The sequence below is a fragment of the Pseudomonas sp. MWU13-2862 genome (assembly GCF_023242495.1).
Classification (GTDB): Bacteria; Pseudomonadota; Gammaproteobacteria; order Pseudomonadales; family Pseudomonadaceae; genus Aquipseudomonas; species Aquipseudomonas gingeri_D.
In genome coordinates, this window is sequence record NZ_JALMEZ010000026.1 from 1 (window position 1) to 26,340 (window position 26,340).

The window sequence follows — 26,340 nt, forward strand, 5'->3', positions numbered from 1 at the left end:
GGCCGGTTCAGGCGCTGCAAGGCTTGCGGGCCTCATCGCCGGCAAGCCAGCTCCCACAGGTCGGTGTTCCACCTCAGGGACATTGTCGTGCCTGGCTCTTGTAGGAGCCGGCTTGCCAGCGATGACGGCCGTATGAGCGATACAAGGCTCAAGGCCTCCTCGGCAGCAACCCGCCCCCATGGCCAGGCACGGCTAAATCCCAGGCATAAAAAAACCACCTCTGCAGGTGGTTTCTCTATCAGCGTCCGGATCAGCCAAAGCGGCCAGTCACGTAGTCTTCGGTCTGCTTCTTCTTGGGATTGGTGAAGATGGTGTCGCTCATCGCATGCTCGATCAGCTCACCCATGAACATGAACGCGGTGTAGTCCGATACCCGTGCCGCCTGCTGCATGTTGTGGGTCACGATGATGATGGTGTACTGCTCTTTCAGTTCAGTGATCAACTGCTCGATGCGCCCGGTGGAAATCGGGTCAAGTGCGGAGGTCGGCTCATCCAGAAGCAAGACCTGTGGCCGCAAGGCAATCGTCCGCGCAATACACAGACGTTGCTGTTGACCGCCCGAGAGGCCCTGTGCGCTTTGCTTGAGCTTATCCTTGACCTCATCCCACAGCGCGGCACCACTCAAGGCCTGCTCGACACGCTCGTCCATCTCATGGCGGGATAGCTGCTCATGGTGGCGCACGGCATAGGCCACGTTGTCGTAGATCGACATCGGAAACGGTACCGGCTTCTGGAAGACCATGCCGACATGACTGCGCAGGCGGTTCATCGAGTAGCCCGGCGCGAGAATGTTCTCGCCGTTGAGCAGTACCTCGCCACGCGCCTCCTGCTTCGGATACATGGAGTAGATCCGGTTGAATACCCGCAGCAGTGTCGATTTACCGCAACCTGAAGGCCCGATGATCGCAGTGATGCGTTTCTCTGGAATATCCATGTCGATGGACTTCAGTGAGCGCTGGTTGTTGTAAAAAAACTCCAGGCCACGAACGCGAATTTTGGTTTTTTCGTTGCCAAGGTCACGGCTATTCATCAAGTCAACCTATTGCGCAAAAGGATCAAACGGGACAGAAGGCTGAGGATCAGTACGAACAAGGTCAGTACCAATGCGCCCGCCCAGGCCAGGGAATGCCAGTCCTCGAAAGGACTCATGGCGTACTGGAAGATCACCACGGGGACGCTGGCAATCGGCTTGAGCAGATTGCTGCTCCAGAACTGGTTGCCGAAAGCGGTAAACAGCAGTGGTGCCGTTTCACCGGTGATCCTGGCCAGCGCCAGCAAGATACCGGTCAGCACACCGGCTTTCGCCGCGCGCAGGACGATTTGCAGCGTCAATTTCCACTGTGGGACACCCAATGCCAGAGCAGCCTCGCGCAAGGTGGTGGGTTGCAGTTGAAGCATCTCGTCGGTGGTCCTGACCACCACCGGAATCACCAGGAGCGCCAAGGCCAGGGCCCCGGCGATCGCGGAGAAACCGGACTGGTGATTGGTCAGCAGGTTCAATGGCAGGATCACCGCCGTGTAGACGAACAAGCCCAGCACAATCGACGGCGCCGAGAGCAGGATGTCGTTGATGAAGCGAACGACGTTGCCCAGGCGCGAGTGACGGGCGAACTCCGCCAGCCAGATACCCGCCATCAAGCCGATCGGCGTGCCGATCAGCAGGGCGATCGCCGACATCAGGGCGCTGCCATAGAACGCGTTGGCCAGGCCGCCTTCCACACCCGGTGGCGGTGTCATCTGGGTGAAGAGGCGAAGATTGAGCGCCTGAAAGCCGTTGATGATCGTGGTCAGCAGGATCCACACCAACCAGACCAAGCCGAAGACCGTGGCGCCACAACTGAGCACCATCGCCAGCTGATTCTTGAAGGCACGGATTCGGTAGAGACGTTCGTTACCGGTCATACACCCTCCTTGCGTGAAAGCCGCATCAGCAGGAGTCGCGCCAGCGCCAATACGATAAAGGTGACGATAAACAGCAAGAAGCCCAGGGCAATCAGCGCCGAACGATGCAGGTCGGTATAGGCTTCGCTGAACTCGTTGGCGATGACCGAAGCGATGGAGCTGCTTGGCATCAGCAAGGAGGCCGAGAACTGTTGAGCGTTACCCAGTACGAAAGTCACCGCCATGGTTTCGCCCAATGCCCGTCCCAGTCCGAGGAAAATGCCGCCGACCACCGCAGAGCGGGTGTAAGGCAGGACGATGTCCCAGACCACTTCCCAGGTAGTGCCGCCCAACGCGTAGGCAGACTCTTTGAGTGGCGTGGGAACGCTACGAAACACTTCCTGCATGACCGAGGTGATGAAGGGCATGATCATGATTGCCAGGACGATGCCGGCGGTCAGCATGCCGATACCCAGGGGCGGCCCCTGAAACAGCGAACCGACCAAAGGCAGCGAACCCAGGTAATCGTTGATCCAGGGAGACAGATGTTCAGCCATGAACGGGCCGAATACGAACAGGCCCCACATGCCGTAGATGATCGATGGAATCCCCGCGAGCAATTCAACCGCCGAGGCGACGGGCATCCGTAGCCAAGGTGGTGCGACCTCTGTCAGAAAAATCGCAATGCCGAAGCTGACGGGAACCGCAATCAGCAACGCCAGGAAGGACGTCACCAGAGTGCCGTAAATCGGCACCAGGGCACCAAAGTGGTTATTGACCGCATCCCACTCAGTGCTGGTAAGAAAACCGAAACCGAAGGTCTTGAGCGCAAGACTGCCGCCCCAGAGTGTCGACGCTGCGATGCTTGCCAGGAGTAGCAGCACCAGCATCGCGGCGCCCATCATCGAGCGCTTGAACCAGAGATCATGACGATGATCGCGAGTCGCACGCGCATCACTCGCCACTTCGCCAGCGTAAATGGTCATGGTCGGAGGTTGCACTATATCGTTCATCAGAAGTCTGCTCACAAACAAACCCCTTCACTCGACAAAGACTGCTCGAGGAAGGGGTGTTTTAGCTATTGCTGGATCAATGGGCGAAGTCAGACTTCCAATAACCTTCGATGCGCTTGACGAGGGAGTCAGGCAAAGCCACATAGTCCAGCGCCGAGGCCTGTTGTTGGCCATTTTCCAGCGACCATTTGAAGAAGTTGAAGGCTGCCTGGCTCTGCTCGGCATTCTTCGGTTGTTTGTACATGATGATCCAGGTGGTCGCCGTGATCGGCCATGCGCCATCGCCAGGAGCGTTGGTCATGATCAGGTTGAAGTCTTTGGCGTTGGCCCAGTCGGCGGTGTCGGCAGCCGCCGCAAACGCTTTGGCGTTAGGCTGGATGAACTTGCCGGCGGCGTTTTTCAGCTGTGCGTGAGTCATCTTGTTCTGCAGAGCGTAAGCGTACTCGACATAACCGATGGAGTTCTTGATCTGCTTCACGTAGGCGGAGACACCTTCGTTGCCTTTGCCGCCGACGCCGACTGGCCAAGGCACGGTGGTACCGAAGCCGATTTTGGATTTCCAGCCATCGCTCACTTTAGCGAGGTAGTTGGTGAAGTTGTACGAGGTACCCGAGCCGTCAGAACGGTGAACCACGGTGATTTTACCGCCAGGCAGTTTCACGCCCGGGTTCAGGGCAACGATGGCCGGGTCGGTCCACTCGGTGATTTCACCCAGGAAGATTTTCGCCAGGGTTTCGCCGTCGAGCTTCAATTGGCCCGCTGCGACGCCGTCGATGTTCATCACCGGCACGATGCCGCCAATCACGCTAGGGAATTGACCCAGGCCGCCGGCCTTGAGGTCGTCCGCCGACAGTGGGGCGTCGGAAGCGCCGAAGTCCACGGTCGCCGCCTTGATCTGGGCAATACCGCCACCCGAGCCGATCGACTGGTAGTTGATGCGATTGCTGGAGTCTTTGCTGTAGTCCTGGGACCACTTGGACAGGACCGGATAGACAAAGCTGGAGCCAGCGCCGGTCACATCGGTCGCGTGAGCGACACCGCTCAGGCACAGAGAAGCCAGCAGGACAGACAGGCCTTTTTTAGTCAGCAACATCAAACACCTCAATGAAAGGGTTAAGTGGAGTGACCCACCTATAAAGAGACGTTACGATTTAATTCCTGAAATATTTCTGTCTGATGACTGTAGTGTGATTTTTAGTAATATTTTGAAATGAAGAATCATTCACGTGTCTCGGTTCCCTTGGGCGCATCAGGATGGACAGCGCCCTTTTCGAACCGTCAGACCCTGAAACGCTTGACCAGTAGTCCCAATTCCCGCGACAGCTGATCCAGCTCGACACACATTTCGTTGTTGCGCGTGGTGATGGCCTGGGTGTCGTTGATGTGCTGGCTGATTTGCGCCAGGCTCTGGTTCACCTCGGCGCCAATGCTCGACTGTTCTTCCGCGGCGGTCGCGATCTGGTTGTTCATGCCGTTGATTTCGGACACCGCATTGCTGACCTGGGCCAGGATCTGGCCGGTCCCGTTGACCTTGGTCACTGCCAGCTCGCTGCCACCGAGGCTGCTCTGCATGGTGCTGACCGCCGCTCGGGCGCCTTGTTGCAGTTGAGTGATCTTGGCCTGGATTTCCTGGGTGCTTTGCTGGGTACGCTGGGCCAGCGAGCGGACTTCGTCGGCGACCACGGCAAACCCACGTCCCTGTTCTCCCGCGCGGGCGGCTTCGATGGCGGCGTTGAGGGCCAGCAGATTGGTTTGCTCGGCAATGCCGCGGATCACATCGAGGATGGAGCCGATGGACTCCACATCGCTGCCCAGGGTCTGGATATCCTGGGCGGCTTTTTCGATATCCCGCGCCAGACCGCCAATGGCATTGACGGTGTCGCTCACGTTGGTTTGCATGGCCTGGGCCTGCTCATCGGTATTGCGGGTCGCCTGGGCGGCATTCTGCGCCGACTCCGCCACGTTGTGGGTGGCCAGGGCCATCTGCTCCATGGCGTGGGTGACTTGCTCGGCGTCACGGGTCTGGCGTGTCAGCGCATCGGCGGCATGCTGGGCACTTTGCTTGAGTTGTTCGTTACGCTCCTGCAACTGCTGGGCGCAGCGGGCCAGCTCCAGCACCATATGGCGGATTTTTCCGGCGAACTGATTGAAGGCACTGGCCAGCTCGGCGGTTTCCTCATTGCCATCGATGGGCAGCTGACGGGTGAGGTCGCCGTCTTCGCTGGCCAAGTCCTGCAAGCTGCGGGTCAGCAGGCCGAGTGGTCTGACGATGCTGCGAGCGACATAGGCTGCGACGAGGCTGAGCACGATCAGCAGCACCCCCATGATGCCCCATTGCTTCCAGCGCAGGGCATCCATGGCCTGCTGCTGGTGTTGCGTTTGCGTGGCGATCAGGGCGTCCAGGCCGTCGACATAAAACCCGGCGCCGACGATCCAGTTCCATTTGTCCAGGTAAATGGCGTAGGACAGCTTGGGGTAGGCGGTGTCGTCATTACCGGGCTTGGGGAAGTAGTAGGTGACGAAATCACCGCCGCGCTTGGCGGCACCGATCAGTTCTCGGATCAGGTAAGTGCCGTGGCTGTCTTTCAGGTCCCAGAAATTTTTTCCATCGTCCTTGCCGGCGGCCAGGAAAATCCTGTCGCCCTTGTCGTTGTAGCCGAAGAAATAACCGTCTTGCCCATAGTGAAGGTCGCGCAGTCGACGCTTGGCCTCCTCCTGGGTGGCGGGGCTCATGGCATCGGCCCCTTCATAAAGCGGCTTGATGGCGCTGTAGGCCAGATCGAGGTAATGCACCAGCTCGTCCTTGCGGGTTTTTATCAAGGTCTGGCGCGTCTCCTCGATACTTCGCTCGCCCATGGCCTGCTGCTCGGAAAAGGCCAGCAGTTGAATAATCAAAGCCAGCAGAAGGGCAGGAATCACGGATAGCAGCAGAACCTTGTTGCGTATTTTCCACTTCATAGGAAATCCCGGGTCGAGGAGCAAGCTTGTTATGTTTTTTTATATCGACTCACTGGCATGATTGTTCAGCTCCGTGAGTCGGTTTTTTCAAGGAGAGTCGCTACTGTTGTGACCATATCCGCCCATGGGGGCCGAAACATTGACGCAGGTCGACTGCACTCACGACCATGCATACTCTCTTTATTCAGCGGACGGGGCGATATGACTATCGACTGGCTTGACTTTACGCCGTGGTCGGCACTGGCTGGAGGCGCGCTGATCGGGCTGGCAGCGGCTCTGTTCATCCTCGCCAACGGCCGTATTGCCGGCATCAGCGGCTTACTCGGCAGCCTGCTTCAGCGCGGCAGCGAAGGGTGGGGCGAGAAGGCCTTGTTTCTACTGGGTCTGCTGCTGGCGCCGTTGTTGTGGGGGGCGTTCCATGCGCTGCCGACGATCCGCTTCGAGACCGGAGTCCCCGGCTTGGTGCTGGCGGGCCTGCTGGTGGGATTGGGAACCCGTTATGGCTCGGGGTGCACCAGCGGGCACGGTGTGTGTGGCATTTCACGGCTGTCGCCACGCTCCATTGTGGCCACGCTGTGCTTCATGGCCGCGGGATTTGCCACGGTCCATGTTCTTCGCCATGTGTTGGGAGTCTGGCTATGACCAAGCTGACGGCTTTTTTGGGCGGTCTGATATTCGGCATCGGCCTGCTGCTGGCCGGTATGGCCAACCCGGCCAAGGTGTTGGGGTTTCTTGATCTGGCGGGGGCCTGGGATCCTTCCCTGGGACTGGTCATGCTGGGGGCCGTGGTCGTGGCGGCCTTGCCATTCCGATGGGCCGGCAAACACAAGCACTCCCTGTTGGGAGCGCCCATGCAGATACCGCTCAAACGCGGGTTGGATGTCCGCCTGGTGGGCGGCAGCCTGCTGTTTGGCGTGGGCTGGGGAATCGCTGGCATCTGCCCGGGACCGGCGGTGGCGATTCTGCTGACCGGGCATTGGCAGGCCATCGTGTTCGTGCTGGCCATGCTGGCCGGTATCCAGCTGTTTGCGCTGCTGGAAAAACGCCAGGTGGGTCGTTAACGGGTTGCCTACTTGCCGTGGTCGATGCTGACAACCCTTCGTCCGAGTCTCAGGTTTTCGCGGCGCCTGACGATACCCTGTTGAAGACAACCGTAGAATCCGCTGCCGTGGGCTGAGGGTGTGTCTCAACTGGTTGATCAAGCCTCTATAGCTTTTGCCGCTACGCTTGGCAAAAGGTCGCTTTTTGCCTGGGATTTTGTACGATGCTGTAAAGTCGCTTGATGGCAAAATGCTGTTAGTTATTATCTGCGCGCGAAGGTAGCAGGGAAGCTGAACCCGCTCTGGTGATTGCCCACGGGCTCATCTTCTATTTCCCATGACAGGAATCTCGATGCTGGCGTATCACCAAAAAAACTTTCTTATCGTCGATGATTTCTCCGATTTCCGCAGTTCAGTCCGGTCCATGCTGCGGGAGTTGGGGGTCAAGGAAGTGGACACCGCCGACACCGGGGAACAGGCGCTGCGCATGTGTGCCCAGAAACGTTACGATTTCGTGCTGCATGACTACCACCTGGGCGATGGCAAGAAGAACGGCCAGCAGGTGCTCGAAGACCTGATGACCGACAAGCTGATCAGCCATGAAAGCGTGTTTGTCATGGTCACCGCCGAAAGCAGCCAGGCCATGGTGCTCTCGGCCCTCGAACACGAGCCCGATGCCTACCTGACCAAGCCGTTCAACCGTGCCAGCCTGGCCCAGCGCCTGGAAAAGCTGGTGCAGCGCAAGAACCTGCTCAAGCCGATCATGGAGGCGTTGGACCGCGACAAGCCGGCCGAGGTGCTGGCCGCCTGCACCCGCCTGACCCAGCAGGACAGCCGTTTCGCTCCGTTGTGCCTGCGCTACCGCGCCGACGCGATGTGGAACCTGAATCAGTTCGAACCCCTGGAGCGTTTTCTCACCGGCATCCTCGCCGACCGTCCGTTGCCCTGGGCTTATGCGCGCATGGGGCAGTTGTTGTTCAAGCGTAACCAGATCACCCAGGCCAAGGCGCTCTATGAGACCGCGCTCAAGGCCTTTCCAATGATGCCGGCGCTCTATGACGGCCTGGCCGAGGTGCTGGTGCAGGAAGGTGATACCCGGCGTGCGCAGAGCGTGCTGGAGGAGGCTGTACGCCTCTCGCCGCTGGCGGTGCGCCGACAGTCGATGCTGGGCAAGCTGGCCTTGGCCAACGAAGATTTTGAAAGTGCTTCCCGAGCTTATCGCCAGGCCGTGTACCAGGGCGAGCAATCGCGTTTCAAGGACCCTGAGAGCAACCTCGGCCTGGCCCATGCGTTGATCAGCAAGGGCAGCGAGCGTGGCCTGGACACCCGTACCCGGCTGGAGATCAACCAGACCCTGAGCGCGGTCGCCAAGGAAAACGCCAACGACCAGGGCTTGCAGGTGCGGGCGCGCTTGATGAAGGCCACCAGCCTGCTGCTCAACGATGCCGAAACCGCCGACAAGCTCACCGAGCAGGCGATGTCGCGCCTGGATGGCATGGAGAACTTCATGAGCGCCGAGGCCGCGCTGCTGGTGGCCAAGCAGCTGCAGCAACTGGGCCAGGCCGATGCCGGCGCTTCGATGCTGAAGAACTGCGTGGAAATCTACGGCGACGATCCGACGGTGATGAAAGGGATCGCCAAGCTGACCTCCGACCCGGAGATCCTTGGCGGCGGCAAGGCGGCCATCGATCTCAACGTGCAGGGCGTGCGCAGCTACAAGGGCGGCAACCTGGACGAGGCCGTGGACCTGTTCCGCCGCGCCCTGGCGCTGCAGCCGAAGAACATCAGTATTGCCTTGAACGCGGCCCAGGCCCTGCTCGTCATCGCCCAGAAGGGCGGTGATGCCGCAGTGCTCGAGGAGTGTCGCGGCTGTCTGAAAATGGTCGGCAAGATGCCGGACAGCGACCCCCGTTATGAGAGGTATCAGAAATTGCGTACCCGGGCATTTGGCGAATGAGTGAGACTCACGAGGGGCTGGATTTTTCCACGGTGATTGCATCCACCGTGCATGACATGAAGAACTCCCTGGCGATGTTGACACAGGCCCATGGCCAGTGGCTGGCGCGCTTGCCCGATGTCCAGCGCGAAACCCCCGAGCACAGTGTGATCGAGTATGAGTTCGCGCATCTCAATACCATGCTGGTGCAACTGCTCGGACTGTACAAGCTGGGGGTCAATCAGCTGCCGCTGCGTCCGGATTACCATGAGCTGGACGATTTTATCGGCGCGCAGCTGGCTGGGCGCCAGGAGCTGCTGAGCAGCCGTGGGATCGTCGCCAGCTGTGAGGTCGGCGATTTCAGTCCGCTGGGTTTCTTCGACCGGGAACTGATAGGTTCGGTGGTCGGCAATATCGTCACCAATGCCATCGGCTACGCCTGTCATGCGCTGCTGATCAGTGTCCGTGAAGAGGGCGAGCAGCTGGTGCTGACCATCAATGACGACGGTCCCGGTTACCCGGAGCAGATGGTCGAGCGCCAGGCCGATTATGTCCAGGGCATCAACCCGGCGACCGGCAGTACCGGCCTGGGGTTGTATTTCGCCGCGCGGATTGCCGGGCTGCACGAGCGCAACGGCGTGCGCGGGCGGATCGAGATCGCCAATGGCGGGACCTTGGGCGGGGCCTTGTTCAGTCTTTATCTGCCGTGAGTGCAATCGCCAGGGCGTACCCTGATTGTTCGGTCAGTCTTTTCTGTATTCCCTGCTTGAAATCCTGAACGGGTGATGCGTATTTTGTACAGGACGCCGTTAGCGGCCCGTACAACAACAAGGATTGAGTCATGACGACCGATGGCCAGCGTTCACTCGCCCAGCGACTGACCGGCATTGATGAGATTGAGTGTGTCACCCCGGACCTCAATGGCGTACCCCGCGGCAAGGTGATGACCGCCGAGGGCTTTCTCGAAGGGCGACGCCTGCAGATGGCTCGCGGGGTCTTGCTGCAATGCATCATGGGCGGTTACCCGCCGGCACGTTTCTACGGCAGTGACGACGGCGACCTGGCGCTCAACGCCGATCCCCAGCAGATTCACCGCCTGCCCTGGAGCCGGCAACCCCGTGCCCTGGCCATTTGTGATGCGGACGAACTGAGTGGCGAAAGCTCCAGCCTTTCGACCCGTGGCCAGCTCAAGGCGGTGATCGCGCGTTATGCGGCCCGTGGCCTGGCGCCAGTGGTCGCGACCGAGCTGGAGTTCTTCGTCTTTGCCCCGAACCCCGACCCGACCCAGGCCTTCCTGCCGCCAGTGGGCCTGGACGGTCGACGCGAGGAGGGCCATTCGGCGTTCAGCGTCAGTTCCAACAACGGCCTGCGCCCCTTCTTCAGCGAAGTCTACGAATGCATGGCCGCCCTGGGACTGCCCCGGGATACCTTCATGCACGAAATGGGCGTCAGCCAGTTCGAGATCAACCTGCTGCATGGCGATCCGTTGCTGCTGGCCGACCAGACTTTCCTGTTCAAGCACCTGCTCAAGGAAGTCGCCCTCAAGCACGGCCTGACCGTGGTCTGCATGGCCAAGCCGCTGGCTCACACCCCTGGCAGTTCCATGCATATTCATCAGAGCGTGGTGGCGGCCGACAGCGGGCGCAATGTGTTCAGCGATGCCAACGGCGAGCCGACCGCGACCTTCCGGCATTTCATCGGTGGGCAGCAGACCTGCCTGGCGGACTTCACCGCGCTGTTCGCACCGAACGTGAATTCCTACCAGCGGCTGTGCCATCCCTTTGCCTCGCCGAACAACGCTTGCTGGTCCCATGACAACCGCTCGGCCGGTTTGCGTATTCCGGCCAGCGCTCCAGTGGCGCGGCGGGTAGAAAACCGCTTGCCGGGAGCCGATGCGAATCCCTATCTGGCGATTGCCGCGAGCCTGGCGGCGGGCCTTTACGGGATCGAGCACGAGCTGGAACCGACGCCGGCTATCCAGGGTGAATTCGAAGTTCCGGATTCTTTGTCGTTGCCATGTACCTTGCATGCCGCGCTCGAACGTCTGAAACGTAGTCCGTTGGCCAGGGAGTTGTTCGGCAGCGTGTTCATCGAAGGCTATATCGCTTCCAAGAGCATGGAGCTGACCAGTTTCCTGGATGAAATTACCCCCTGGGAGCGTCGTGTTCTGGCCCCCCAGGCATAGCTGTAGCCGTCCCGTTCGGGCTATCTTGTCGGATAGCCCGATACCCTATTCAAGGAGCCGCTCGGAACGCCGATGCGCCAAATCTGGAAACCCTTTCGAGCACTGTATTTCGCCTCGCTGATGATGTTGATCGGCTCCGGCCTGCTGAGTACCTACCTGGCCCTGCGCCTGGCCGCCGAACATGTCGACAGCCTGTGGGTGGGTGCCTTGATGGCCGCCAACTACTTCGGCCTGGTGCTGGGCGGCAAGATCGGCCACCGGTTGATTGCCCGGGTCGGCCATATCCGCGCCTATGCCACCTGTGCCGGTATTGTCGGTGCGGCGGTGCTCGGCCATGGCTTGATAGACTGGCTGCCGGCCTGGCTGTTCCTGCGGATGATCGTGGGCCTGGGGATGATGTGCCAGTACATGGTCATCGAGAGCTGGCTCAACGAGCAGGCGGAAGCCAAGCAGCGCGGCGTGGTCTTCAGCGGCTACATGATTGCCTCCTACCTGGGGCTGATCCTCGGGCAGATGATCCTGGTCCTGCATCCGGCCCTGGGCCTGGAACTGCTGATGGCAGTGGCAATGTGCTTTGCCCTGTGCCTGGTGCCCGTGGCGATGACCCGGCGGATTCACCCTGCACCGCTGCATCCGGCGCCGCTGGAGCCGCGTTTCTTCATGAAGCGGGTGCCGCAGTCGCTGACCACCGTCCTGGGCGCCGGGATCATCGTCGGCTCCTTTTACGGCCTGGCCCCCTTGTATGCGTCCCAGCAGGGGCTTACCACCGAGCAGGTGGGTCTGTTCATGGGCTGCTGCATTTTCGCCGGTTTCCTGGTGCAGTGGCCGCTGGGCTGGATCTCGGATCGTTATGACCGGGCGGTGCTGATTCGCAGCATTGCCTTCTTGCTGGCGTTGGCCTCATTGCCCCTGGCAATCATGTCCCATGCGCCGCTGGAAGTGCTGTTCGCCTCGGGGTTCATGGTCTCCCTGCTGCAGTTCTGCCTGTATCCGCTGGCAGTGGCCTTTTCCAACGATCATATCGAAGGCGATCGCCGTGTCTCGCTGACGGCCATGCTGCTGATGACCTATGGCATTGGCGCCAGTATCGGGCCCTTGGTGGCGGGTGTGCTGATGAAACTGTTCGGCAGCCAGATGCTCTACGCGTTTTTCAGCTTCTTCGCCTTGATGCTGGTGTGGCGGATCCGGCCGAAGGCGGTGACCAACCTGCATCAGGTCGAGGATGCGCCGCTGCAACACGTGGTCATGCCGGAAGCCATGTCACCCCTTGGCGCGGCGCTTGACCCACGGGTCGATGAGCAGATCGTGCTGGATCAGATGTGTGACAGCGTCGTGCCGACACCGCCCGAGGCTGAGGTCGTGCCCGAGGTGGACGAGTCGGACCCGGAGCCGGCGCACAAGTCGAGCAACTGAAACGTTGAACGTAAAAAAACGGGCCACCTGATAAGGGTGGCCCGTTTTTTATGGCGACTGCTGGATCAGAAGTCGTCGTCTTTATCGAAGCGCCGTGCTTCACGCTGCAACTGATAGACGAAGCGCTCGACCTGGCGCTGGACCAGACCGCTCATGTTGTGGAAGCGCACGCCGGCGAAGGTGGTGTTGATCCTTTCCTCGAAGTGCAGGTGGCGCAGTTCCACGGGGGCGGTCATCGGGCCGAAGGGCAGGGCGGCAATAAAACGCTCGTAGACCTGGCCCAGTTGCAGGCGGTCGGAAATATCGCCGTCGAAACGCAGTTTGCAACCGGTGGCGGAGATGTCCAGCAGTTTGCCGGTCAACGGCGCCTTGAGCTTTTCGCCACCCAGCTCGACATTGACCAGCGCGGCCAGCTTCAGGGCGGCACGGAAGGCATTGCGACGTTGGTGATAGACCACTTCATCGGGCATCGAGCCACGGTAGCAACCATTGGTCTCGTCGATGGTCATGGGTTGCGGCTGTTCCCAGGCGATTCGCACGCCCTCATGGAAACCTTCGACCCGGAACGGCTCGCCGGCCAACAGGAAGCGTTCGCCGTCGCGCGGCATCATTTCGTCCAGGGCCAGGGTGCCGGCTTCGCGGTTGACGTCGATCACAAAACTCTGGAAGCGCTGGCTGCGCTCATGAAAGGTGATGATCAGCGGGTCGTGACTTTCCTGCAGCATCCGCAGGTTGGCGGAAATTTCCAGAGGCGTGCTAAGCACCTTGGGTGGCTGCGGAGCATCATCCGCGCTTGGGGCATTGGACACGGTTCATCAATCTCCAGACAAAATACAACTGCACGCAAGAGCTAGCATTTTGCCAGCATGTTGCGCGCCTTGATAGAGCACGCGCAAGGCCCGGTTCAAGCCTGACTGAGCGGGCGCGGTTTCATGGACCTGGCCGTTGAGCCGCGCGCATCATAGAGGGCGGGGGTTTCACCGCCGGTCAGGATCTTCAACTGGTTTGCGGTAGTTGCTTGCTGGACCTGGATATTACGACCGTTGAGCTCGTTGGCGGTCTGGCAATCGGCCAGCAACTGGGTCAACACATCGCTCTGACTCAGCAATTGCTCACCAATACTGGACTGCGCGGCGAGTTGTTCCAGGCCTGCACGGTTGGTGGGCAAATTGAGGCCGGCGAGTAGCTGGCTACGCTTGCGGCCATGCTGTTCCAGCAGAACGATCAGCGCTTGCTTGCGCGCCAGAATCTCTTCCAGCTCGAGCATATTGCGACCATGGAGCGCCAGGGATTCGGCGCGCAGCAACTCAAGCAGGTCTTGAGCGGGGGCAAAATCATCGGTGATCAGTTGCAGCAGAGTGGTGTCGTGCATGGCTGGCCTTGGTTTTTAAGCGTCCAAAAGCCTGACGCAGGCCGGAGCCTAGCGTTGGGCTTCGAAGTTGAGCAATTTGCTGGCGACGCGGTTGCTGTCGACTTTGTAGCTGCCATCGGCAACCGCCTGCTTCAACTCGGCCACGCGGGCGCTGTTGACAACAGGTTGGTCGCGCAGCTTGTCAGTGACTTGTTGCAACTGCTGAGCCTCATTACTGAGGTGTACCGATTCCCCGCTCTGGCTGACGGAGGCGGCCGGAGTGCTCACGGACGCGGATTTGCCTGAGCCGTCGGCTTCCTTGCTGGCGCTGGTGCGCGTACTGCCTGTCAGTGACGGGGGGTTATTCAAACGACTGAAATCGATGACCATGATGAAAAAAACCTCTGGGTATTTGGACGCTTGCCTTGTTTTCGGCCATACCCGGAAAAACTTTAGGCTCAGATAAGAATGAGCCGGCACGTGTTGGCGGTGCTCCTTGGTGCAGCACAGTTTAGGAAAAGCTGCGGCTTAGCGCCAGTTCTCTACAACGCGACTTCCACCTGTCCCGGCCCGGTCACCCGTGCCTTGATCACCCGCTGGGAGTTCAGGTTCTTGATCCTGATCTGTTCATTCAGGCCGCCATTGGACAAGGCCTCACCCGGCATCTTGACCACCAGGCCACCGCTTGTCGCGCTGATGACCACCTGATCGCCCTTGCGAACCACCTCGGCCTGCTCCAGATGAACCAGGGTGATGACCTGATCCATGACCATTGGTCGGACAAGTTTCTGCCCGATAGCCTCATCCGTGGACGTCAGGAAGCCCTGGCCGGCCAGGCTGATGTCGCGCTCGCGCAGGGTGACATCGCCGGGCTCAATGATTCCGGTGCGTTTCAACGGGCGCGTGGTGACCACCACATTGCGGAACAGCTTGACCTGGGCCGGCACGAACACGGTCCAGGGCGAGCTGCCTTCACAGCGGACCTTGACCGTGACCCGGCCAATCGGCGTGGCCGGGCTTTCCAGGTTGGCTGTCAATTCCTTGTCGCAAGCCGCCATGCGCAGGCGCGGGTCGAGCTGGTTGACCTGGATTTCGTAGCGTCCTTCGGTTTGACTGGTAGCCAGATAGTCTTCTACCGTGAACTCAAGAAAGCCTTGGGTCACGCCGATAAGCTGATCAGGCAGGGTCGCCGAGTCGGCAAAGGCAGGGCCGCCGGGGTTCAGACTGCATAAAACCGCCAAGACCCAGAGCAATCTGCGGTACTGTGATGTCAGGCGTCGAAAAAATGTCGTTTGTGCTTTCATAACAGTATAAAAAGCAAGGCTCGTGCCGTTTAATGCTGAATAGGCGTCGGATCATGAAGCTTGTGTGAGAGGTGGCTGGCATGGCGGGTGTAATGGATTCGGTGAACCAGCGTACGCAACTGGTCGGGCAGAATCGCCTCGAGTTGTTGTTGTTTCGTCTGGACGGTCAGCAGTTGTATGGGATCAACGTGTTCAAGGTGCGGGAGGTGCTGCAGTGCCCCAAGCTGACCCTGATGCCCAAATCCAGCCCGGTGGTCTGTGGCGTGGCGAATATCCGTGGGGCAACCATTCCCATCCTGGATCTGGCGATGGCCACCGGGGCGGGCGGTCTCAAGGATCAAAGTAATCCGTTTGTGATCATTACCGAGTACAACACCAAGACCCAGGGTTTCCTGGTGAAGTCGGTGGAGCGCATCGTCAACATGAACTGGGAAGAGATCCATCCGCCGCCCAAGGGCACCGGACGCGATCACTACCTGACCGCGGTGACCCGGATCGACAACCAGTTGGTGGAAATCATCGACGTGGAGAAAATCCTCGCCGAAGTCTCGCCGACCTCCGAATCCATCTCCCACGGGGTGGTCGATGTCGAGACCCAGGCCAAGGCGATTTCCATGCGGGTGCTGACGGTGGATGACTCCTCGGTGGCGCGCAAGCAGGTTACGCGTTGCCTGCAGACCGTGGGCGTGGAAGTGGTGGCGTTGAACGACGGCCGGCAGGCGCTTGATTACCTGCGTAAGCTGGTCGAGGAGGGCAAGAAGCCGGAAGAGGAATTTCTGATGATGATTTCCGACATCGAAATGCCTGAAATGGATGGCTACACTCTGACGGCCGAGATCCGCAACGACCCACGCATGCAAAAACTTCACATCATCCTGCATACTTCCTTGTCAGGGGTCTTTAATCAGGCAATGGTCAAGAAGGTCGGCGCCGATGATTTCCTGGCCAAGTTCCGACCCGATGACCTGGCAGCCCGGGTAGTGGGGCGGATCAAGGCAGCAGAATAAGCGATCAGGGACCTCCGTTCCTGGCGGTACGAACGATTGTAGAGGCGGCATCATTTGTCTACGGGTAATTTGGATTTCGAACAGTTCCGGGTCTTCCTGGAAAAGGCCTGTGGCATCCTGCTGGGTGAAAACAAGCAGTATCTGGTTTCCAGCCGTCTCAATAAACTGATGGAGCAGCAAGGGCTCAAATCCCTTGGCGAGCTGGTCCAGCGCATCCAGACCCAGCCCCGCAGCGGTTTGCGCGAGCAGGTGGTGGATGCCATGACCACCAACGAAACCTTGTGGTTTCGCGACACCTACCCCTTCGAGGTCCTGAAGAACAAGGTGTTGCCGGAAATGATCAAGGCCAGTCCCGGCCAGCGTCTGCGGATCTGGTCGGCGGCGTGTTCGTCGGGGCAGGAACCCTATTCGATCTCGATGTCGATCGATGAGTTCGAGCGGACCAACATGGGCCAGCTCAAGGGCGGTGCGCAGATTGTCGCCACCGACCTGTCCGGGCTGATGCTCACCAACTGCAAAAGCGGTGAGTACGACAGCCTGGCGATTGGCCGCGGCCTGTCGCCCGAGCGCCTGCAACGCTTCTTCGACCCCAAGGGGCCGGGACGCTGGGCGATCAAGGCGCCGATCCGCAGTCGCGTGGAGTTTCGTTCGTTCAACCTGTTGGACAGCTATGCGAGCCTGGGCAAGTTCGACATCGTGTTCTGTCGCAACGTATTGATCTACTTTTCCGCCGAAGTGAAAAAAGACATCCTGCTGCGTATCCACAGCACCCTGAAGCCGGGTGGCTATTTGTACCTCGGGGCCTCGGAAGCCCTGAACGGTCTGCCGGACCATTACCAGATGGTGCAATGCAGCCCGGGGATCATCTACCAGGCCAAGTAAGGCGCCAAGCCTCACACAAAACGGGAACCCCAATGGGGTTCCCGTTTTTTTTACGGCGCTTTTGCCGCTTTACCGGCATCCGGCGGAAATGCCTTGCCGCTTTTCTGGCATTGCCGCCCGCCACCTGCCCGCAAGCCCTTGATTTGCTTGCATCGAGAAATTGGCATGGGCCTTGCTTTGTCTCTTGCAACGAAAAGCCTGTTCCACAAAATCAGGTCAACCCGCTAAAGGTTTCCCGACATGAGCATCAACTTCGATAAAGCGCTCGGCATTCATGAGCAAGCACTGGCCTTCCGCGCCCAGCGCGCCGAAGTTCTGGCGAACAACATCGTCAACGCCGATACCCCGAACTACAAGGCGCGGGACATGGACTTTTCCTCGGTGCTCGCTGAACAGAGTGACAAGGCCAAGAACGGCAGTTTTGCGTTGAACACCACCAACAGCCGCCATATCGAAGCTGAAGGCCTGAGCAACGGCGACGCCGCATTGCAATACCGCACACCGACGCAGCCGTCGCTGGACCAGAACACCGTGGATGCGCAGATCGAGCAATCGAACTATGCGCAGAACTCGGTCGATTTCCAGGCCAGCTTCACCCTGCTGAACGCACGATTCAAAGGGCTGGTTTCAGCCCTGCGTGGAGAATAAGTCATGTCCCTAGCCAGTGTTTTCAACATTGCCGGTACCGGCATGAGTGCCCAGACCACTCGCCTGAACACCGTCGCCAGTAACATCGCCAACGCCGATACCGTCTCCTCTAGCATGGACCAGACCTATCGCGCCCGGCATCCGGTGTTCGCCACCATGTTCCAGAACGGCCAGGGCCAGACTGACAACTCGCTGTTCCAGAACCAGGACGGGGCGGGTGCCGGCGTGCAGGTCACCGGCGTGGTCGAGGACCCCAGCAACCTTGAAGCCCGTTATGAGCCGAACCATCCGGCCGCTGACGCCAATGGGTATGTCTACTACCCCAACGTCAACGTGGTTCAGGAAATGGCCGACATGATTTCCGCGAGCCGCTCGTTCCAGACCAACGCGGACATTATGACCACCGCCAAAACCATGATGCAGAAGGTCCTGACCCTCGGTCAGTGATAAAGGGCGATTCCTATGACGGTTTCCAGCACCCCTTCAAGTGGCAACTCGACACTTGATACGATCATCGCCAACTCCCAGACGGCGAACACTGGCAGTACGGATGCGTTGGGCAATGCCATCAGCAGCGCCGCCGGCGGCCAGACCCTGGGCAAGGACGCGTTCCTGCAACTGCTGGTGACCCAGTTGAAGAACCAGGACCCGCTCAACCCCCAGGACAACAGCGCCTTCGTCGCGCAGTTGGCCCAGTTCAGCAGCCTGGAAGGTATCCAGACGCTCAACACCAGCGTGAACAATATTGCCAGCTCCTTCACATCGTCCCAGGCGCTGCAGGCCTCGTCGATGGTCGGGCGTTCGGTCATCGTGCCGACCAGCCAGGCGGTGGTCGATACCAGCAAGACCTTCACGGGGACGGCAACAGTTCCGAGCTCGGTCAGCGATGTGACCCTGAAGATCAGCGATTCCACTGGCAAAGTGGTCCGCACCATCGACATGGGCTCGCAGGCGGCCGGTAATGCTGCCTTTTCCTGGGACGGCAAGGACGATTCCGGCACCTTGCTGTCCAGTGGTACCTACACCTTTGCTGCCACCGCGCCGATCAGTGGCACGGCCACGGCGCTCACGACCAACCTGCCGGCGACTGTCAGCAGCGTGACCCTGGGTCAGAACGGCGGCGAAATGATGCTCAACCTGGCGGGCCTGGGCAGTATTGCTCTGTCCAAAGTCCAGACCATTGGCCTGTAAGAGCCGACCAACACGAAGTAAGGAGTGAACCATGTCTTTCAATATCGGTTTGAGCGGTCTCTCTGCGGCCAGCAAGCAACTTGACGTCACCGGCAACAACATTGCCAACGTCAACACCACCGGCTTCAAGTCGTCCCGTGCGGAATTTGCCGACGTGTACTCGGCGACCAAGCTGGGTACGGGCTCCAAGAGCGTCGGTAACGGTGTGAACCTGGCCAACGTCTCGCAGAACTTCGGCAACGGCGGCATGGACAGCACCGGCAACGTGCTGGACATGGGCGTGCAGGGCAACGGCTTCTTCGTCCTGAGCAGCAACGGCTCGCTGAGCTACACCCGTGCCGGTACCTTCAAGACCGACAAGGACGGCTACGTCACCAACACCGACGGCACCGCGAAACTGCAAGGTTTTGCCGCCGATGCCAACGGCAACATCATTCCGGGTGTGCTGACCAACTTGCGGATCGACACCTCCAACCTGTCGCCGCAGACCACTACCCAGATCGGTTCGACGATCAACCTTGACTCCAAGTCGGCAGTGATCAGCGTACCATTTGATCCCGCGACGACTTCGACCTATACCAAGCCGTTCAGCACCACTATCTATGACACCCAGGGTAACTCCCACTCCCTGGACCAGTATGCGGTCAAGACCGGTGCCAATACCTGGAACGTCTATTCGTTGATCGACGGTCGCAACCCGAACGGTACGGCGCCGACGATTGCAACCGTTCCGCCTACCGTTCCGCCGGCAGCAACTGACCCTGTCCCGGTGGCTGTGACCTTTGACTCTTCGGGCAAGTTGGCAAGCATCGGCGGTAGCGCCACCGCGACCAGCATCACGGTGACCGGTTGGGTGCCTGGCACAGTGACCGCGGGCGTCTTCACACCGAACGGTGCGTCAGCCAATGCCGCCGGCATTGCCGTCGACTTTTCGAAAACCACCCAGTTCAATGCTGATACAGCTCGTAACAACATCACCAACGACGGTTATGCCACTGGCCAGATCACCGACGTCACCATCGATGCCTCTGGTGTGATCTCCGCCAACTTCAGTAACCAGCAGCACAAGGCGATCGGCCAGGTGGCCCTGGCTACCTTCACCAATGAGCAAGGTCTGCAGGCGGTCGGTGGTACCAGTTGGAAACAGACGTTCTCGTCCGGCCAGCCAGCCTTTGACGGCGGTGCGGTCGGCACCAACGGTTCGATCCTTTCCGGTTCCCTGGAAGCCTCGAACGTGAACCTCACCAGCGAGCTGGTGGACCTGATCAAGGGCCAGAGCTACTACCAGGCGAACGCCAAGACCATCTCCACCCAGAGCTCCATCATGCAGACCATTATCCAGATGGCGTGATGCGGCTTAGCTGAAAACGCTTGGCAAGAAAGCCCCTTGAATGGGGCTTTTTTGTGCCTGCGATCTTGCCCGTGAAAGCTTTTGGCGGCCGTGAGGGCACCATTGCCGGCAAGCTGGCTCCTACAAAAAGGCAGACAAAAGAAAACCCCCGCCAGGCCCAAGGCCTGACGGGGGTTTCTCAACCCGCGCGGTAAGGCGCGGGTCTGGCTCAGCTTATTGGCAAGCTTCGCAATCCGGCTCGTCGATCGCACAGGCCTTTGGCACTGGCGCCGGGCCGGCTGGCGCGGTAGGTGCCGCCAGGACCGAATCGTCGCCGTGGTTGCCGCCGCTGGAAACAGCGTTCAGCTTGCCGGTGTTGATGGTCGACTTCTCGGTGCTGGTCGCGGCCAGGGCACGGAGGTAGTAGGTGGTCTTCAGACCACGGTACCAGGCCATGCGGTAGGTCACGTCGAGTTTCTTGCCCGAAGCACCGGCGATGTACAGGTTCAGCGACTGCGCCTGGTCGATCCACTTCTGGCGACGGCTGGCGGCATCGACGATCCACTTGGTTTCCACTTCGAACGCGGTCGCATACAGCTCCTTGAGCTCTTGCGGAATGCGTTCGATCTGCTGCACGGAACCGTCGTAGTACTTCAGGTCGTTGATCATGACCGAGTCCCACAGACCGCGAGCCTTCAGGTCGCGAACCAGGTACGGGTTGATCACGGTGAATTCGCCCGACAGGTTCGATTTCACATACAGGTTCTGGTAGGTCGGTTCGATCGACTGCGAAACGCCAGTGATGTTGGCGATGGTCGCGGTCGGTGCGATGGCCATGATGTTGGAGTTACGAATGCCTTTCTGTACACGGGCGCGAACCGGTGCCCAGTCCAGGCTTTCGGTCAAGTCGACATCGATGTACTTCTGGCCACGGGACTCGATCAGGATCTGTTGCGAATCCAGCGGCAGGACGCCCTTGGACCACAGCGAACCCTGGAATGTCTCGTAGGCGCCACGCTCGTCGGCCAGGTCGCAGGACGCCTGGATCGCGAAGTAGCTGACCGCTTCCATGGACTTGTCGGCGAAGTCGACGGCGGCATCCGAACCGTAAGGGATGTGCTGCAGGTACAGCGCATCCTGGAAGCCCATGATGCCCAGGCCGACCGGACGGTGCTTGAAGTTGGAGTTCTTCGCTTGCGGCACCGAGTAGTAGTTGATGTCGATCACGTTGTCGAGCATGCGCACGGCGGTGTTCACGGTGCGTTGCAGCTTGGCCTTGTCCAGCTGGCCGTTGACGATGTGGTTCGGCAGGTTGATCGAGCCCAGGTTGCAGACGGCGATCTCGTCCTTGTTGGTGTTCAAGGTGATCTCGGTGCACAGGTTCGAGCTGTGCACCACGCCCACGTGTTGCTGCGGGCTGCGCAGGTTGCACGGGTCCTTGAAGGTCAGCCATGGGTGGCCGGTTTCGAACAGCATGGACAGCATCTTGCGCCACAGGTCCTTGGCCTGGACGACCTTGAACAACTTGATCTTGTTGTACTCGGTCAGGGCTTCGTAGTACTCGTAGCGCTCTTCGAAAGCCTTGCCGGTCAGGTCGTGCAGGTCCGGCACTTCCGATGGCGAGAACAGGGTCCACTTGCCGTCATCGAAGACGCGCTTCATGAACAGGTCAGGGATCCAGTTGGCGGTGTTCATGTCGTGGGTGCGACGACGATCATCACCGGTGTTCTTGCGCAGCTCGATGAACTCTTCAATGTCCATGTGCCAGGTTTCCAGGTAGGCACAGACCGCGCCCTTGCGCTTGCCGCCCTGGTTGACCGCTACGGCGGTGTCGTTGACCACTTTGAGGAACGGCACGACGCCCTGGGATTTGCCGTTGGTGCCCTTGATGTACGAACCCAGTGCGCGCACCGGCGTCCAGTCGTTGCCCAGGCCACCGGCGAATTTCGACAGCATGGCGTTGTCGTGGATCGCGTGGTAGATGCCCGACAGGTCGTCCGGCACGGTGGTCAGGTAGCAGCTCGACAGCTGTGGGCGCAGGGTGCCGGCGTTGAACAGGGTCGGGGTCGATGCCATGTAGTCGAAGGACGACAACAGGTTGTAGAACTCGATGGCACGCTCTTCACGTTGTTTCTCTTCGATCGCCAGGCCCATGGCCACGCGCATGAAGAAGATCTGCGGCAGTTCGAAACGCACGCCGTCCTTGTGGATGAAGTAACGGTCGTACAGGGTCTGCAGGCCCAGGTAGGTAAACTGCTGGTCGCGCTCGTGGTTGATCGCCTTGCCGAGCTTTTCCAGGTCGAACTCGGCCAGGACCGGGTTCAGCAGTTCGAATTCGATACCCTTGGCGATGTAGGACGGCAGGGCCTTGGCGTACAGCTCGGCCATTTCGTGGTGGGTGGCGCTGTCGGCGACTTCGAGGAAGCTCAGGCCTTCGGCACGCAGGGTGTCCATCAGCAGGCGAGCGGTCACGAAGGAGTAGTTCGGCTCGCGCTCCACCAGGGTCCGGGCGGTCATCACCAGGGCGGTGTTGACGTCTTTCAGGGCCACGCCGTCGTAGAGGTTCTTCAGGGTTTCGCGCTGGATCAGGTCGCCGTCGACTTCTTCCAGGCCTTCGCAGGCTTCAGTGACGATGGTGTTCAGGCGACCCATGTCCAGTGGCGCGACGCTGCCGTCGGCGCGGGTGATGCGGATCGACGGGTGAGCGTTGACCGGCTCTTCGGAAGGGGCGCGGATGGCGCGTTCCTTGGCCCGCGAATCACGGTAGATCACATAGTCACGGGCGACTTTCTGCTCGCCGGCACGCATCAGGGCCAGTTCGACCTGGTCCTGGATTTCTTCGATGTGGATGGTGCCGCCCGAAGGCATGCGCCGTTTGAAGGTCGCGGTGACCTGTTCGGTCAGGCGGGCAACGGTGTCGTGGATGCGCGACGAGGCGGCGGCGGTGCCGCCTTCAACTGCGAGGAACGCTTTGGTGATGGCGACGGTGATCTTGTCATCGGTATAAGGAACGACAGTGCCGTTACGCTTGATCACGCGCAGTTGGCCCGGCGCGGTGGCGGACAGATCCAGATTCGAATCGGCGGCCTGCGGCACGGTGCCTTGCGGGTTCTCGCGAGTTGTGTCGGTTTGCATGGGTGTCTCCACGTTCTCTATGTTTGTTTGGGCACCATGAAGGTGCCCACCGTTCTGTCCTGAAGCACTACAACCGAACGATGTCGGGCATAACCACTTCGGGACAGGGGAAGAGGGCTTTCGGGCGCCGCTTCCTTGCCGAAGTTTGCAACGCTGCGGGTCGCTGACCCGAAACGGTATTCCTGATGGGTGACAGTTTTGTCCTGCAACACCCGTACCGTTTTCCCACGCAAGAAGGAAGAACGGCTGCCATCCGCGTATGCGGTTTGGGCTTTCAAATCGGTGTTTAGTTCAACCCCGCGGATGCAAGAAAAGAGCTTGAGTTCCTGACGCGAAATGTGGTTGGGGATTTTGGGCGAAAACCCTACATGTTGGGTTTTTTTGCTGCCGAGATACAAGATAATGCGTTTTGGGGGATGATTGCAATGTACTGCCTGTGGATAAATCTGTGCGTAATTTGTGTATGAAAGCCTGAAACCGCGCGTAGGCCGCGGCAGGCCGGGATTACGCCGCCTGTCATTGTTTTTTACCGCTGCGGACCACGTGCGTGGATTTTTGCGGGCGCGAACCCTATCACAAAAAAAGCCCATGACCGAGCGCGAATCCTGACGTGTGTGCGATGACCCTGTCGTTGCTACAATCGGCCGGCCTTACCCTTTCTATATCCGCCTCAATCATGACAAAAAGACGGGCGGAGCCTTTCAACGCTGAACATTTGCACGCAGAGGTCGCCCGTGGAGCAAGCCTGGCAGGTATTGATAGTCGAGGATGACCAGCGTCTGGCCGAGTTGACTCGCGAGTATCTGGAGAGCAACGGCTTGCGGGTCTCCATCGAGGGCAACGGTGCCCGGGCCGCCGCGCGGATTATCGCCGAGCAGCCCGACCTGGTGATTCTCGACCTGATGCTGCCCGGCGAGGATGGTCTGAGCATCTGCCGCAAGGTGCGCGAGCGCTACGACGGGGTGATCCTGATGCTGACCGCGCGCACCGACGACCTCGACCAGATCCAGGGGCTGGACCTGGGGGCCGATGATTATGTCTGCAAGCCGGTGCGCCCGCGCCTGTTGCTGGCACGGATCCGCGCGCTGCTGCGGCGCGGCGAGCCGCTCCAGGGCGCGGCCGAGGAAAAGGTCCGGCGCCTGCGGTTCGGCCCGCTGCTGATCGACAGCGCCTTGCGCGAGGCCTGGCTGAGCGGGGCGGGGATCGAACTGACCAGTGCCGAGTTCGATCTGCTCTGGCTGCTGGTGGCGAATGCCGGGCGGATCCTCTCGCGGGAAGAAATCTTCACCGCCTTGCGCGGCATCGGTTATGACGGCCAGGACCGCTCCATCGATGTGCGTATTTCGCGCATCCGCCCGAAAATCGGCGATGACCCCGAGCACCCGCGGCTGATCAAGACCGTTCGCAGCAAAGGCTATCTATTTGTCCCTGAAGCGTTCGCAGACCTGCCGTCGTGAACTCGATCTTCCTGCGCATCTACGGTGGCATGTGTGCCGCCCTGGTGCTGGTGGCGTTGCTCGGGGTGCTGGCCCTGCACCTGCTCAACCAGGTGCGCGGCGAGCAATACCGCGAGCACCTGGCCCATGGCACCTTCTCGCTGATGGCCGACAACCTGCGGCCGATGGACGAAATCGAGCGCCGTCGGGCCCTGGCGATATGGGAGCGACTGCTGGGTATTCCACTGTCCTTGCAGCCGCTGGCCGATGTGCACCTGGATCTCGGCCAGCGTACCCGGGTGCTGCGCGGCCAGGCCCTGGTGGAACAGACCGGGCCTTATGCGGCGAAGATCTATCGATTGCTCAGTGACTCGGAGCAGTTGGTATTAACAGGCGAGGTCCAGCAGATCAGCGAGCAGTTGGCCCGGGCGACCATCTACCTGTTGGCCGACGAACTGGTGCGCTACCCCGATGCCGAGCAGCCGGCACGCCTGGCGGCGCTCAAGCGTGACAAGGGCTTTGGTTTCGACATGAAGCTGGTCACCCCGGACCAGGCCGATATGGATGAAGACCAGCGCCGGCGGATCAGCGAAGGCGATACGGTCATGGCCCTGGGCAAGGGCGGCGATTCGATCCGGGTGTTTGCCGGCCTGTCCGGTACGCCCTGGGTCCTGGAAATCGGTCCGCTGTACCAGATGAACCCCTATCCGGCGCAATGGCTGGTGTTGATTGCCGTGCTCGGCTTGAGCCTGATCGGCCTGATCGTCTACCTGCTGGTGCGACAGTTGGAACGGCGCCTGCGCGCAGTGGAGTCGGCGGCCACGCGGCTGGCCCAGGGCAATCTGGAAACCCGCGTGCCGGCCGCTGGCGCGGACTCCATCGGACGCCTGGCCGCGGCATTTAATGGCATGGCCGAGCACTTGCAACGCTCGCTGATGATCCAGCGCGAATTGGTGCGAGCGGTGTCCCACGAACTGCGCACGCCGGTGGCGCGCCTGCGTTTCGGCCTGGAAATGATTGGCGATGCGCAGACGCCCGAGGCGCGGCACAAGTATATGGAAGGCATGGACGGCGATATCCAGGACCTCGACCGGCTGGTGGACGAGATGCTGACCTACGCCCGGCTGGAGCAAGGCACCCCGGCGTTGAGTTTCCAGCGGATCGACCTCAGTGCCCTGGTCGACCAGGTGATCGGCGAGCTGGCACCGTTGCGGGTGGAGGTGCGGGTGACGCGCGGGCTGTGCTTTCCGCTGGCCGCCGGGGACGAGGTGTGGGTCGAGGCCGAGCCGCGTTACCTGCACCGGGCCTTGCAGAACCTGGTCAGCAACGCGATGCGCCATGCGCAGTCGCAGGTCTGCATCAGCTACCAGGTCGGGCCCTTGCGTTGTCGGGTGGATGTCGAGGATGACGGCCCCGGCGTGCCGGAAAGTGCCTGGGAGCGGATCTTCACGCCGTTCATGCGCCTGGATGACAGCCGGACCCGGGCTTCGGGCGGGCATGGCCTGGGGTTGTCCATCGTGCGCCGGATCATCCACTGGCACGACGGCCGGGCGCTGATCGGCAAGAGCCAGTTGCTTGATGGCGCGTGCTTCAGCCTGAGCTGGCCGCGTTATCAGGACAAGGCCTGACG

25 protein-coding genes are annotated in these 26,340 nt (G+C 60.3%); 14 read left to right on the forward strand and 11 right to left on the reverse strand.

The window, feature by feature from the left end; genetic code table 11:
- Positions 1–250: 250 nt before the first annotated feature.
- From pstB to M5C56_RS31205, 5 genes are all read right to left on the reverse strand, one after another.
- Positions 251–1,030, reverse strand: coding sequence for a phosphate ABC transporter ATP-binding protein PstB (gene pstB, locus M5C56_RS31185; protein WP_100944227.1), 780 nt, complete (start codon positions 1,028–1,030; stop codon positions 251–253).
- Positions 1,030–1,902, reverse strand: a complete 873-nt coding sequence (gene pstA, locus M5C56_RS31190; RefSeq protein ID WP_103497235.1) for a phosphate ABC transporter permease PstA — start codon at positions 1,900–1,902, stop codon at positions 1,030–1,032. The genes pstB and pstA overlap by 1 nt, the downstream gene beginning before the upstream one ends.
- On the reverse strand, positions 1,899–2,894 hold the full coding sequence (pstC, locus tag M5C56_RS31195; protein WP_103497236.1) for a phosphate ABC transporter permease subunit PstC: 996 nt from the start codon (positions 2,892–2,894) through the stop codon (positions 1,899–1,901). Before pstC ends, pstA begins: the two co-directional genes overlap by 4 nt.
- Positions 2,895–2,970: 76 nt before the next feature.
- On the reverse strand, positions 2,971–3,987 hold the full coding sequence (gene pstS, locus M5C56_RS31200; RefSeq protein WP_177102045.1) for a phosphate ABC transporter substrate-binding protein PstS: 1,017 nt from the start codon (positions 3,985–3,987) through the stop codon (positions 2,971–2,973).
- A 185-nt stretch (positions 3,988–4,172) separates the two neighbouring features.
- A complete protein-coding gene (locus tag M5C56_RS31205) occupies positions 4,173–5,852 on the reverse strand; it encodes a methyl-accepting chemotaxis protein (RefSeq protein ID WP_247263482.1) in 1,680 nt (559 codons plus the stop codon).
- A gap of 201 nt (positions 5,853–6,053) precedes the next feature.
- Here M5C56_RS31205 and M5C56_RS31210 point away from each other — a divergent pair, with 201 nt between their 5' ends.
- The 6 genes from M5C56_RS31210 to M5C56_RS31235 all read left to right on the forward strand — a co-directional run bounded on the left by M5C56_RS31210 (position 6,054) and on the right by M5C56_RS31235 (position 12,426).
- Positions 6,054–6,494 carry a YeeE/YedE gene (locus tag M5C56_RS31210; protein ID WP_103497238.1) on the forward strand — a complete coding sequence of 147 codons (441 nt, stop codon included), beginning with the start codon at positions 6,054–6,056 and terminating at the stop codon, positions 6,492–6,494.
- Positions 6,491–6,913, forward strand: coding sequence for a DUF6691 family protein (locus tag M5C56_RS31215; protein ID WP_103497239.1), 423 nt, complete (start codon positions 6,491–6,493; stop codon positions 6,911–6,913). Before M5C56_RS31210 ends, M5C56_RS31215 begins: the two co-directional genes overlap by 4 nt.
- A 331-nt stretch (positions 6,914–7,244) precedes the next feature.
- Positions 7,245–8,849 (forward strand): tetratricopeptide repeat-containing response regulator, encoded by a 1,605-nt coding sequence (locus M5C56_RS31220; protein ID WP_103497240.1) that lies wholly within the window; start codon positions 7,245–7,247, stop codon positions 8,847–8,849.
- Positions 8,846–9,538, forward strand: a complete 693-nt coding sequence (locus tag M5C56_RS31225; RefSeq protein WP_103497241.1) for a HAMP domain-containing sensor histidine kinase — start codon at positions 8,846–8,848, stop codon at positions 9,536–9,538. The genes M5C56_RS31220 and M5C56_RS31225 overlap by 4 nt, the downstream gene beginning before the upstream one ends.
- Positions 9,539–9,771: 233 nt before the next feature.
- The gene (locus tag M5C56_RS31230) at positions 9,772–11,013 is read left to right on the forward strand and encodes a glutamine synthetase family protein (RefSeq protein ID WP_247263483.1); all 1,242 of its coding nucleotides are present in this window, start codon (positions 9,772–9,774) and stop codon (positions 11,011–11,013) included.
- Between the two features lie 72 nt (positions 11,014–11,085).
- Positions 11,086–12,426, forward strand: coding sequence for an MFS transporter (locus M5C56_RS31235; RefSeq protein WP_103497243.1), 1,341 nt, complete (start codon positions 11,086–11,088; stop codon positions 12,424–12,426).
- Between the two features lie 65 nt (positions 12,427–12,491).
- Here the strand turns inward: M5C56_RS31235 and M5C56_RS31240 are convergent, their stop codons facing one another.
- The 4 genes from M5C56_RS31240 to flgA form a co-directional block, all read right to left on the reverse strand.
- Positions 12,492–13,235, reverse strand: coding sequence for a flagellar brake protein (locus M5C56_RS31240; protein ID WP_103497244.1), 744 nt, complete (start codon positions 13,233–13,235; stop codon positions 12,492–12,494).
- A gap of 95 nt (positions 13,236–13,330) precedes the next feature.
- A complete protein-coding gene (locus tag M5C56_RS31245; RefSeq protein ID WP_103497245.1) occupies positions 13,331–13,798 on the reverse strand; it encodes a flagellar protein FlgN in 468 nt (155 codons plus the stop codon).
- A gap of 48 nt (positions 13,799–13,846) precedes the next feature.
- Complete coding sequence (gene flgM, locus M5C56_RS31250) at positions 13,847–14,167, reverse strand: flagellar biosynthesis anti-sigma factor FlgM (protein ID WP_103497246.1); 321 nt, start codon at positions 14,165–14,167, stop codon at positions 13,847–13,849.
- A gap of 152 nt (positions 14,168–14,319) precedes the next feature.
- Positions 14,320–15,081, reverse strand: a complete 762-nt coding sequence (gene flgA, locus M5C56_RS31255) for a flagellar basal body P-ring formation chaperone FlgA (RefSeq protein ID WP_103497247.1) — start codon at positions 15,079–15,081, stop codon at positions 14,320–14,322.
- An 80-nt stretch (positions 15,082–15,161) separates the two neighbouring features.
- Between flgA and M5C56_RS31260 the strand changes: the two genes are divergently transcribed.
- The 6 genes from M5C56_RS31260 to flgE all read left to right on the forward strand — a co-directional run bounded on the left by M5C56_RS31260 (position 15,162) and on the right by flgE (position 20,160).
- A complete protein-coding gene (locus tag M5C56_RS31260) occupies positions 15,162–16,088 on the forward strand; it encodes a chemotaxis protein CheV (protein WP_103497248.1) in 927 nt (308 codons plus the stop codon).
- A 54-nt stretch (positions 16,089–16,142) separates the two neighbouring features.
- The gene (gene cheR / locus M5C56_RS31265; RefSeq protein WP_103497249.1) at positions 16,143–16,970 is read left to right on the forward strand and encodes a protein-glutamate O-methyltransferase CheR; all 828 of its coding nucleotides are present in this window, start codon (positions 16,143–16,145) and stop codon (positions 16,968–16,970) included.
- Between the two features lie 240 nt (positions 16,971–17,210).
- Complete coding sequence (flgB, locus tag M5C56_RS31270) at positions 17,211–17,618, forward strand: flagellar basal body rod protein FlgB (RefSeq protein WP_103497250.1); 408 nt, start codon at positions 17,211–17,213, stop codon at positions 17,616–17,618.
- A 3-nt stretch (positions 17,619–17,621) separates the two neighbouring features.
- Positions 17,622–18,065, forward strand: coding sequence for a flagellar basal body rod protein FlgC (flgC, locus tag M5C56_RS31275; RefSeq protein WP_103497251.1), 444 nt, complete (start codon positions 17,622–17,624; stop codon positions 18,063–18,065).
- Positions 18,066–18,080: 15 nt separating this feature from the next.
- Positions 18,081–18,809 carry a flagellar hook assembly protein FlgD gene (flgD, locus tag M5C56_RS31280; protein WP_103497252.1) on the forward strand — a complete coding sequence of 243 codons (729 nt, stop codon included), beginning with the start codon at positions 18,081–18,083 and terminating at the stop codon, positions 18,807–18,809.
- Positions 18,810–18,840: 31 nt separating this feature from the next.
- Positions 18,841–20,160 (forward strand): flagellar hook protein FlgE, encoded by a 1,320-nt coding sequence (flgE, locus tag M5C56_RS31285; RefSeq protein ID WP_103497253.1) that lies wholly within the window; start codon positions 18,841–18,843, stop codon positions 20,158–20,160.
- Between the two features lie 213 nt (positions 20,161–20,373).
- On the opposite strand, the gene M5C56_RS31290 is transcribed toward flgE, so the two are convergent.
- On the reverse strand, positions 20,374–23,274 hold the full coding sequence (locus M5C56_RS31290) for a ribonucleoside-diphosphate reductase subunit alpha (protein WP_103497254.1): 2,901 nt from the start codon (positions 23,272–23,274) through the stop codon (positions 20,374–20,376).
- Positions 23,275–23,291: 17 nt separating this feature from the next.
- Entirely contained in the window at positions 23,292–23,864 is a 573-nt protein-coding gene (locus M5C56_RS31295; RefSeq protein WP_177102087.1) for a hypothetical protein, read from the reverse strand.
- Positions 23,865–24,008: 144 nt separating this feature from the next.
- Here M5C56_RS31295 and M5C56_RS31300 point away from each other — a divergent pair, with 144 nt between their 5' ends.
- Together M5C56_RS31300 and M5C56_RS31305 are read left to right on the forward strand one after the other, a co-directional pair.
- Positions 24,009–24,731 (forward strand): response regulator, encoded by a 723-nt coding sequence (locus tag M5C56_RS31300; RefSeq protein WP_103497255.1) that lies wholly within the window; start codon positions 24,009–24,011, stop codon positions 24,729–24,731.
- On the forward strand, positions 24,728–26,338 hold the full coding sequence (locus tag M5C56_RS31305) for an ATP-binding protein (protein WP_103497256.1): 1,611 nt from the start codon (positions 24,728–24,730) through the stop codon (positions 26,336–26,338). The genes M5C56_RS31300 and M5C56_RS31305 overlap by 4 nt, the downstream gene beginning before the upstream one ends.
- Positions 26,339–26,340 lie beyond the last annotated feature (2 nt).

Excerpts from the sequence above, each read along its gene's own strand:
- pstB (WP_100944227.1), bottom strand. The coding sequence starts at position 1,030 with ATGAATAGCCGTGACCTTGGCAACGAAAAAACCAAAATTCGCGTTCGT.
- pstA (WP_103497235.1), bottom strand. The coding sequence starts at position 1,902 with ATGACCGGTAACGAACGTCTCTACCGAATCCGTGCCTTCAAGAATCAG.
- pstC (WP_103497236.1), bottom strand. The coding sequence starts at position 2,894 with ATGAACGATATAGTGCAACCTCCGACCATGACCATTTACGCTGGCGAA.
- pstS (WP_177102045.1), bottom strand. The coding sequence starts at position 3,987 with ATGTTGCTGACTAAAAAAGGCCTGTCTGTCCTGCTGGCTTCTCTGTGC.
- M5C56_RS31205 (WP_247263482.1), bottom strand. The coding sequence starts at position 5,852 with ATGAAGTGGAAAATACGCAACAAGGTTCTGCTGCTATCCGTGATTCCT.
- M5C56_RS31210 (WP_103497238.1), top strand. The coding sequence starts at position 6,054 with ATGACTATCGACTGGCTTGACTTTACGCCGTGGTCGGCACTGGCTGGA.
- M5C56_RS31215 (WP_103497239.1), top strand. The coding sequence starts at position 6,491 with ATGACCAAGCTGACGGCTTTTTTGGGCGGTCTGATATTCGGCATCGGC.
- M5C56_RS31220 (WP_103497240.1), top strand. The coding sequence starts at position 7,245 with ATGCTGGCGTATCACCAAAAAAACTTTCTTATCGTCGATGATTTCTCC.
- M5C56_RS31225 (WP_103497241.1), top strand. The coding sequence starts at position 8,846 with ATGAGTGAGACTCACGAGGGGCTGGATTTTTCCACGGTGATTGCATCC.
- M5C56_RS31230 (WP_247263483.1), top strand. The coding sequence starts at position 9,772 with ATGACCGCCGAGGGCTTTCTCGAAGGGCGACGCCTGCAGATGGCTCGC.
- M5C56_RS31235 (WP_103497243.1), top strand. The coding sequence starts at position 11,086 with ATGCGCCAAATCTGGAAACCCTTTCGAGCACTGTATTTCGCCTCGCTG.
- M5C56_RS31245 (WP_103497245.1), bottom strand. The coding sequence starts at position 13,798 with ATGCACGACACCACTCTGCTGCAACTGATCACCGATGATTTTGCCCCC.
- flgM (WP_103497246.1), bottom strand. The coding sequence starts at position 14,167 with ATGGTCATCGATTTCAGTCGTTTGAATAACCCCCCGTCACTGACAGGC.
- flgA (WP_103497247.1), bottom strand. The coding sequence starts at position 15,081 with ATGAAAGCACAAACGACATTTTTTCGACGCCTGACATCACAGTACCGC.
- M5C56_RS31260 (WP_103497248.1), top strand. The coding sequence starts at position 15,162 with ATGGCGGGTGTAATGGATTCGGTGAACCAGCGTACGCAACTGGTCGGG.
- flgB (WP_103497250.1), top strand. The coding sequence starts at position 17,211 with ATGAGCATCAACTTCGATAAAGCGCTCGGCATTCATGAGCAAGCACTG.
- flgC (WP_103497251.1), top strand. The coding sequence starts at position 17,622 with ATGTCCCTAGCCAGTGTTTTCAACATTGCCGGTACCGGCATGAGTGCC.
- flgD (WP_103497252.1), top strand. The coding sequence starts at position 18,081 with ATGACGGTTTCCAGCACCCCTTCAAGTGGCAACTCGACACTTGATACG.
- flgE (WP_103497253.1), top strand. The coding sequence starts at position 18,841 with ATGTCTTTCAATATCGGTTTGAGCGGTCTCTCTGCGGCCAGCAAGCAA.
- M5C56_RS31290 (WP_103497254.1), bottom strand. The coding sequence starts at position 23,274 with ATGCAAACCGACACAACTCGCGAGAACCCGCAAGGCACCGTGCCGCAG.
- M5C56_RS31295 (WP_177102087.1), bottom strand. The coding sequence starts at position 23,864 with ATGGGCTTTTTTTGTGATAGGGTTCGCGCCCGCAAAAATCCACGCACG.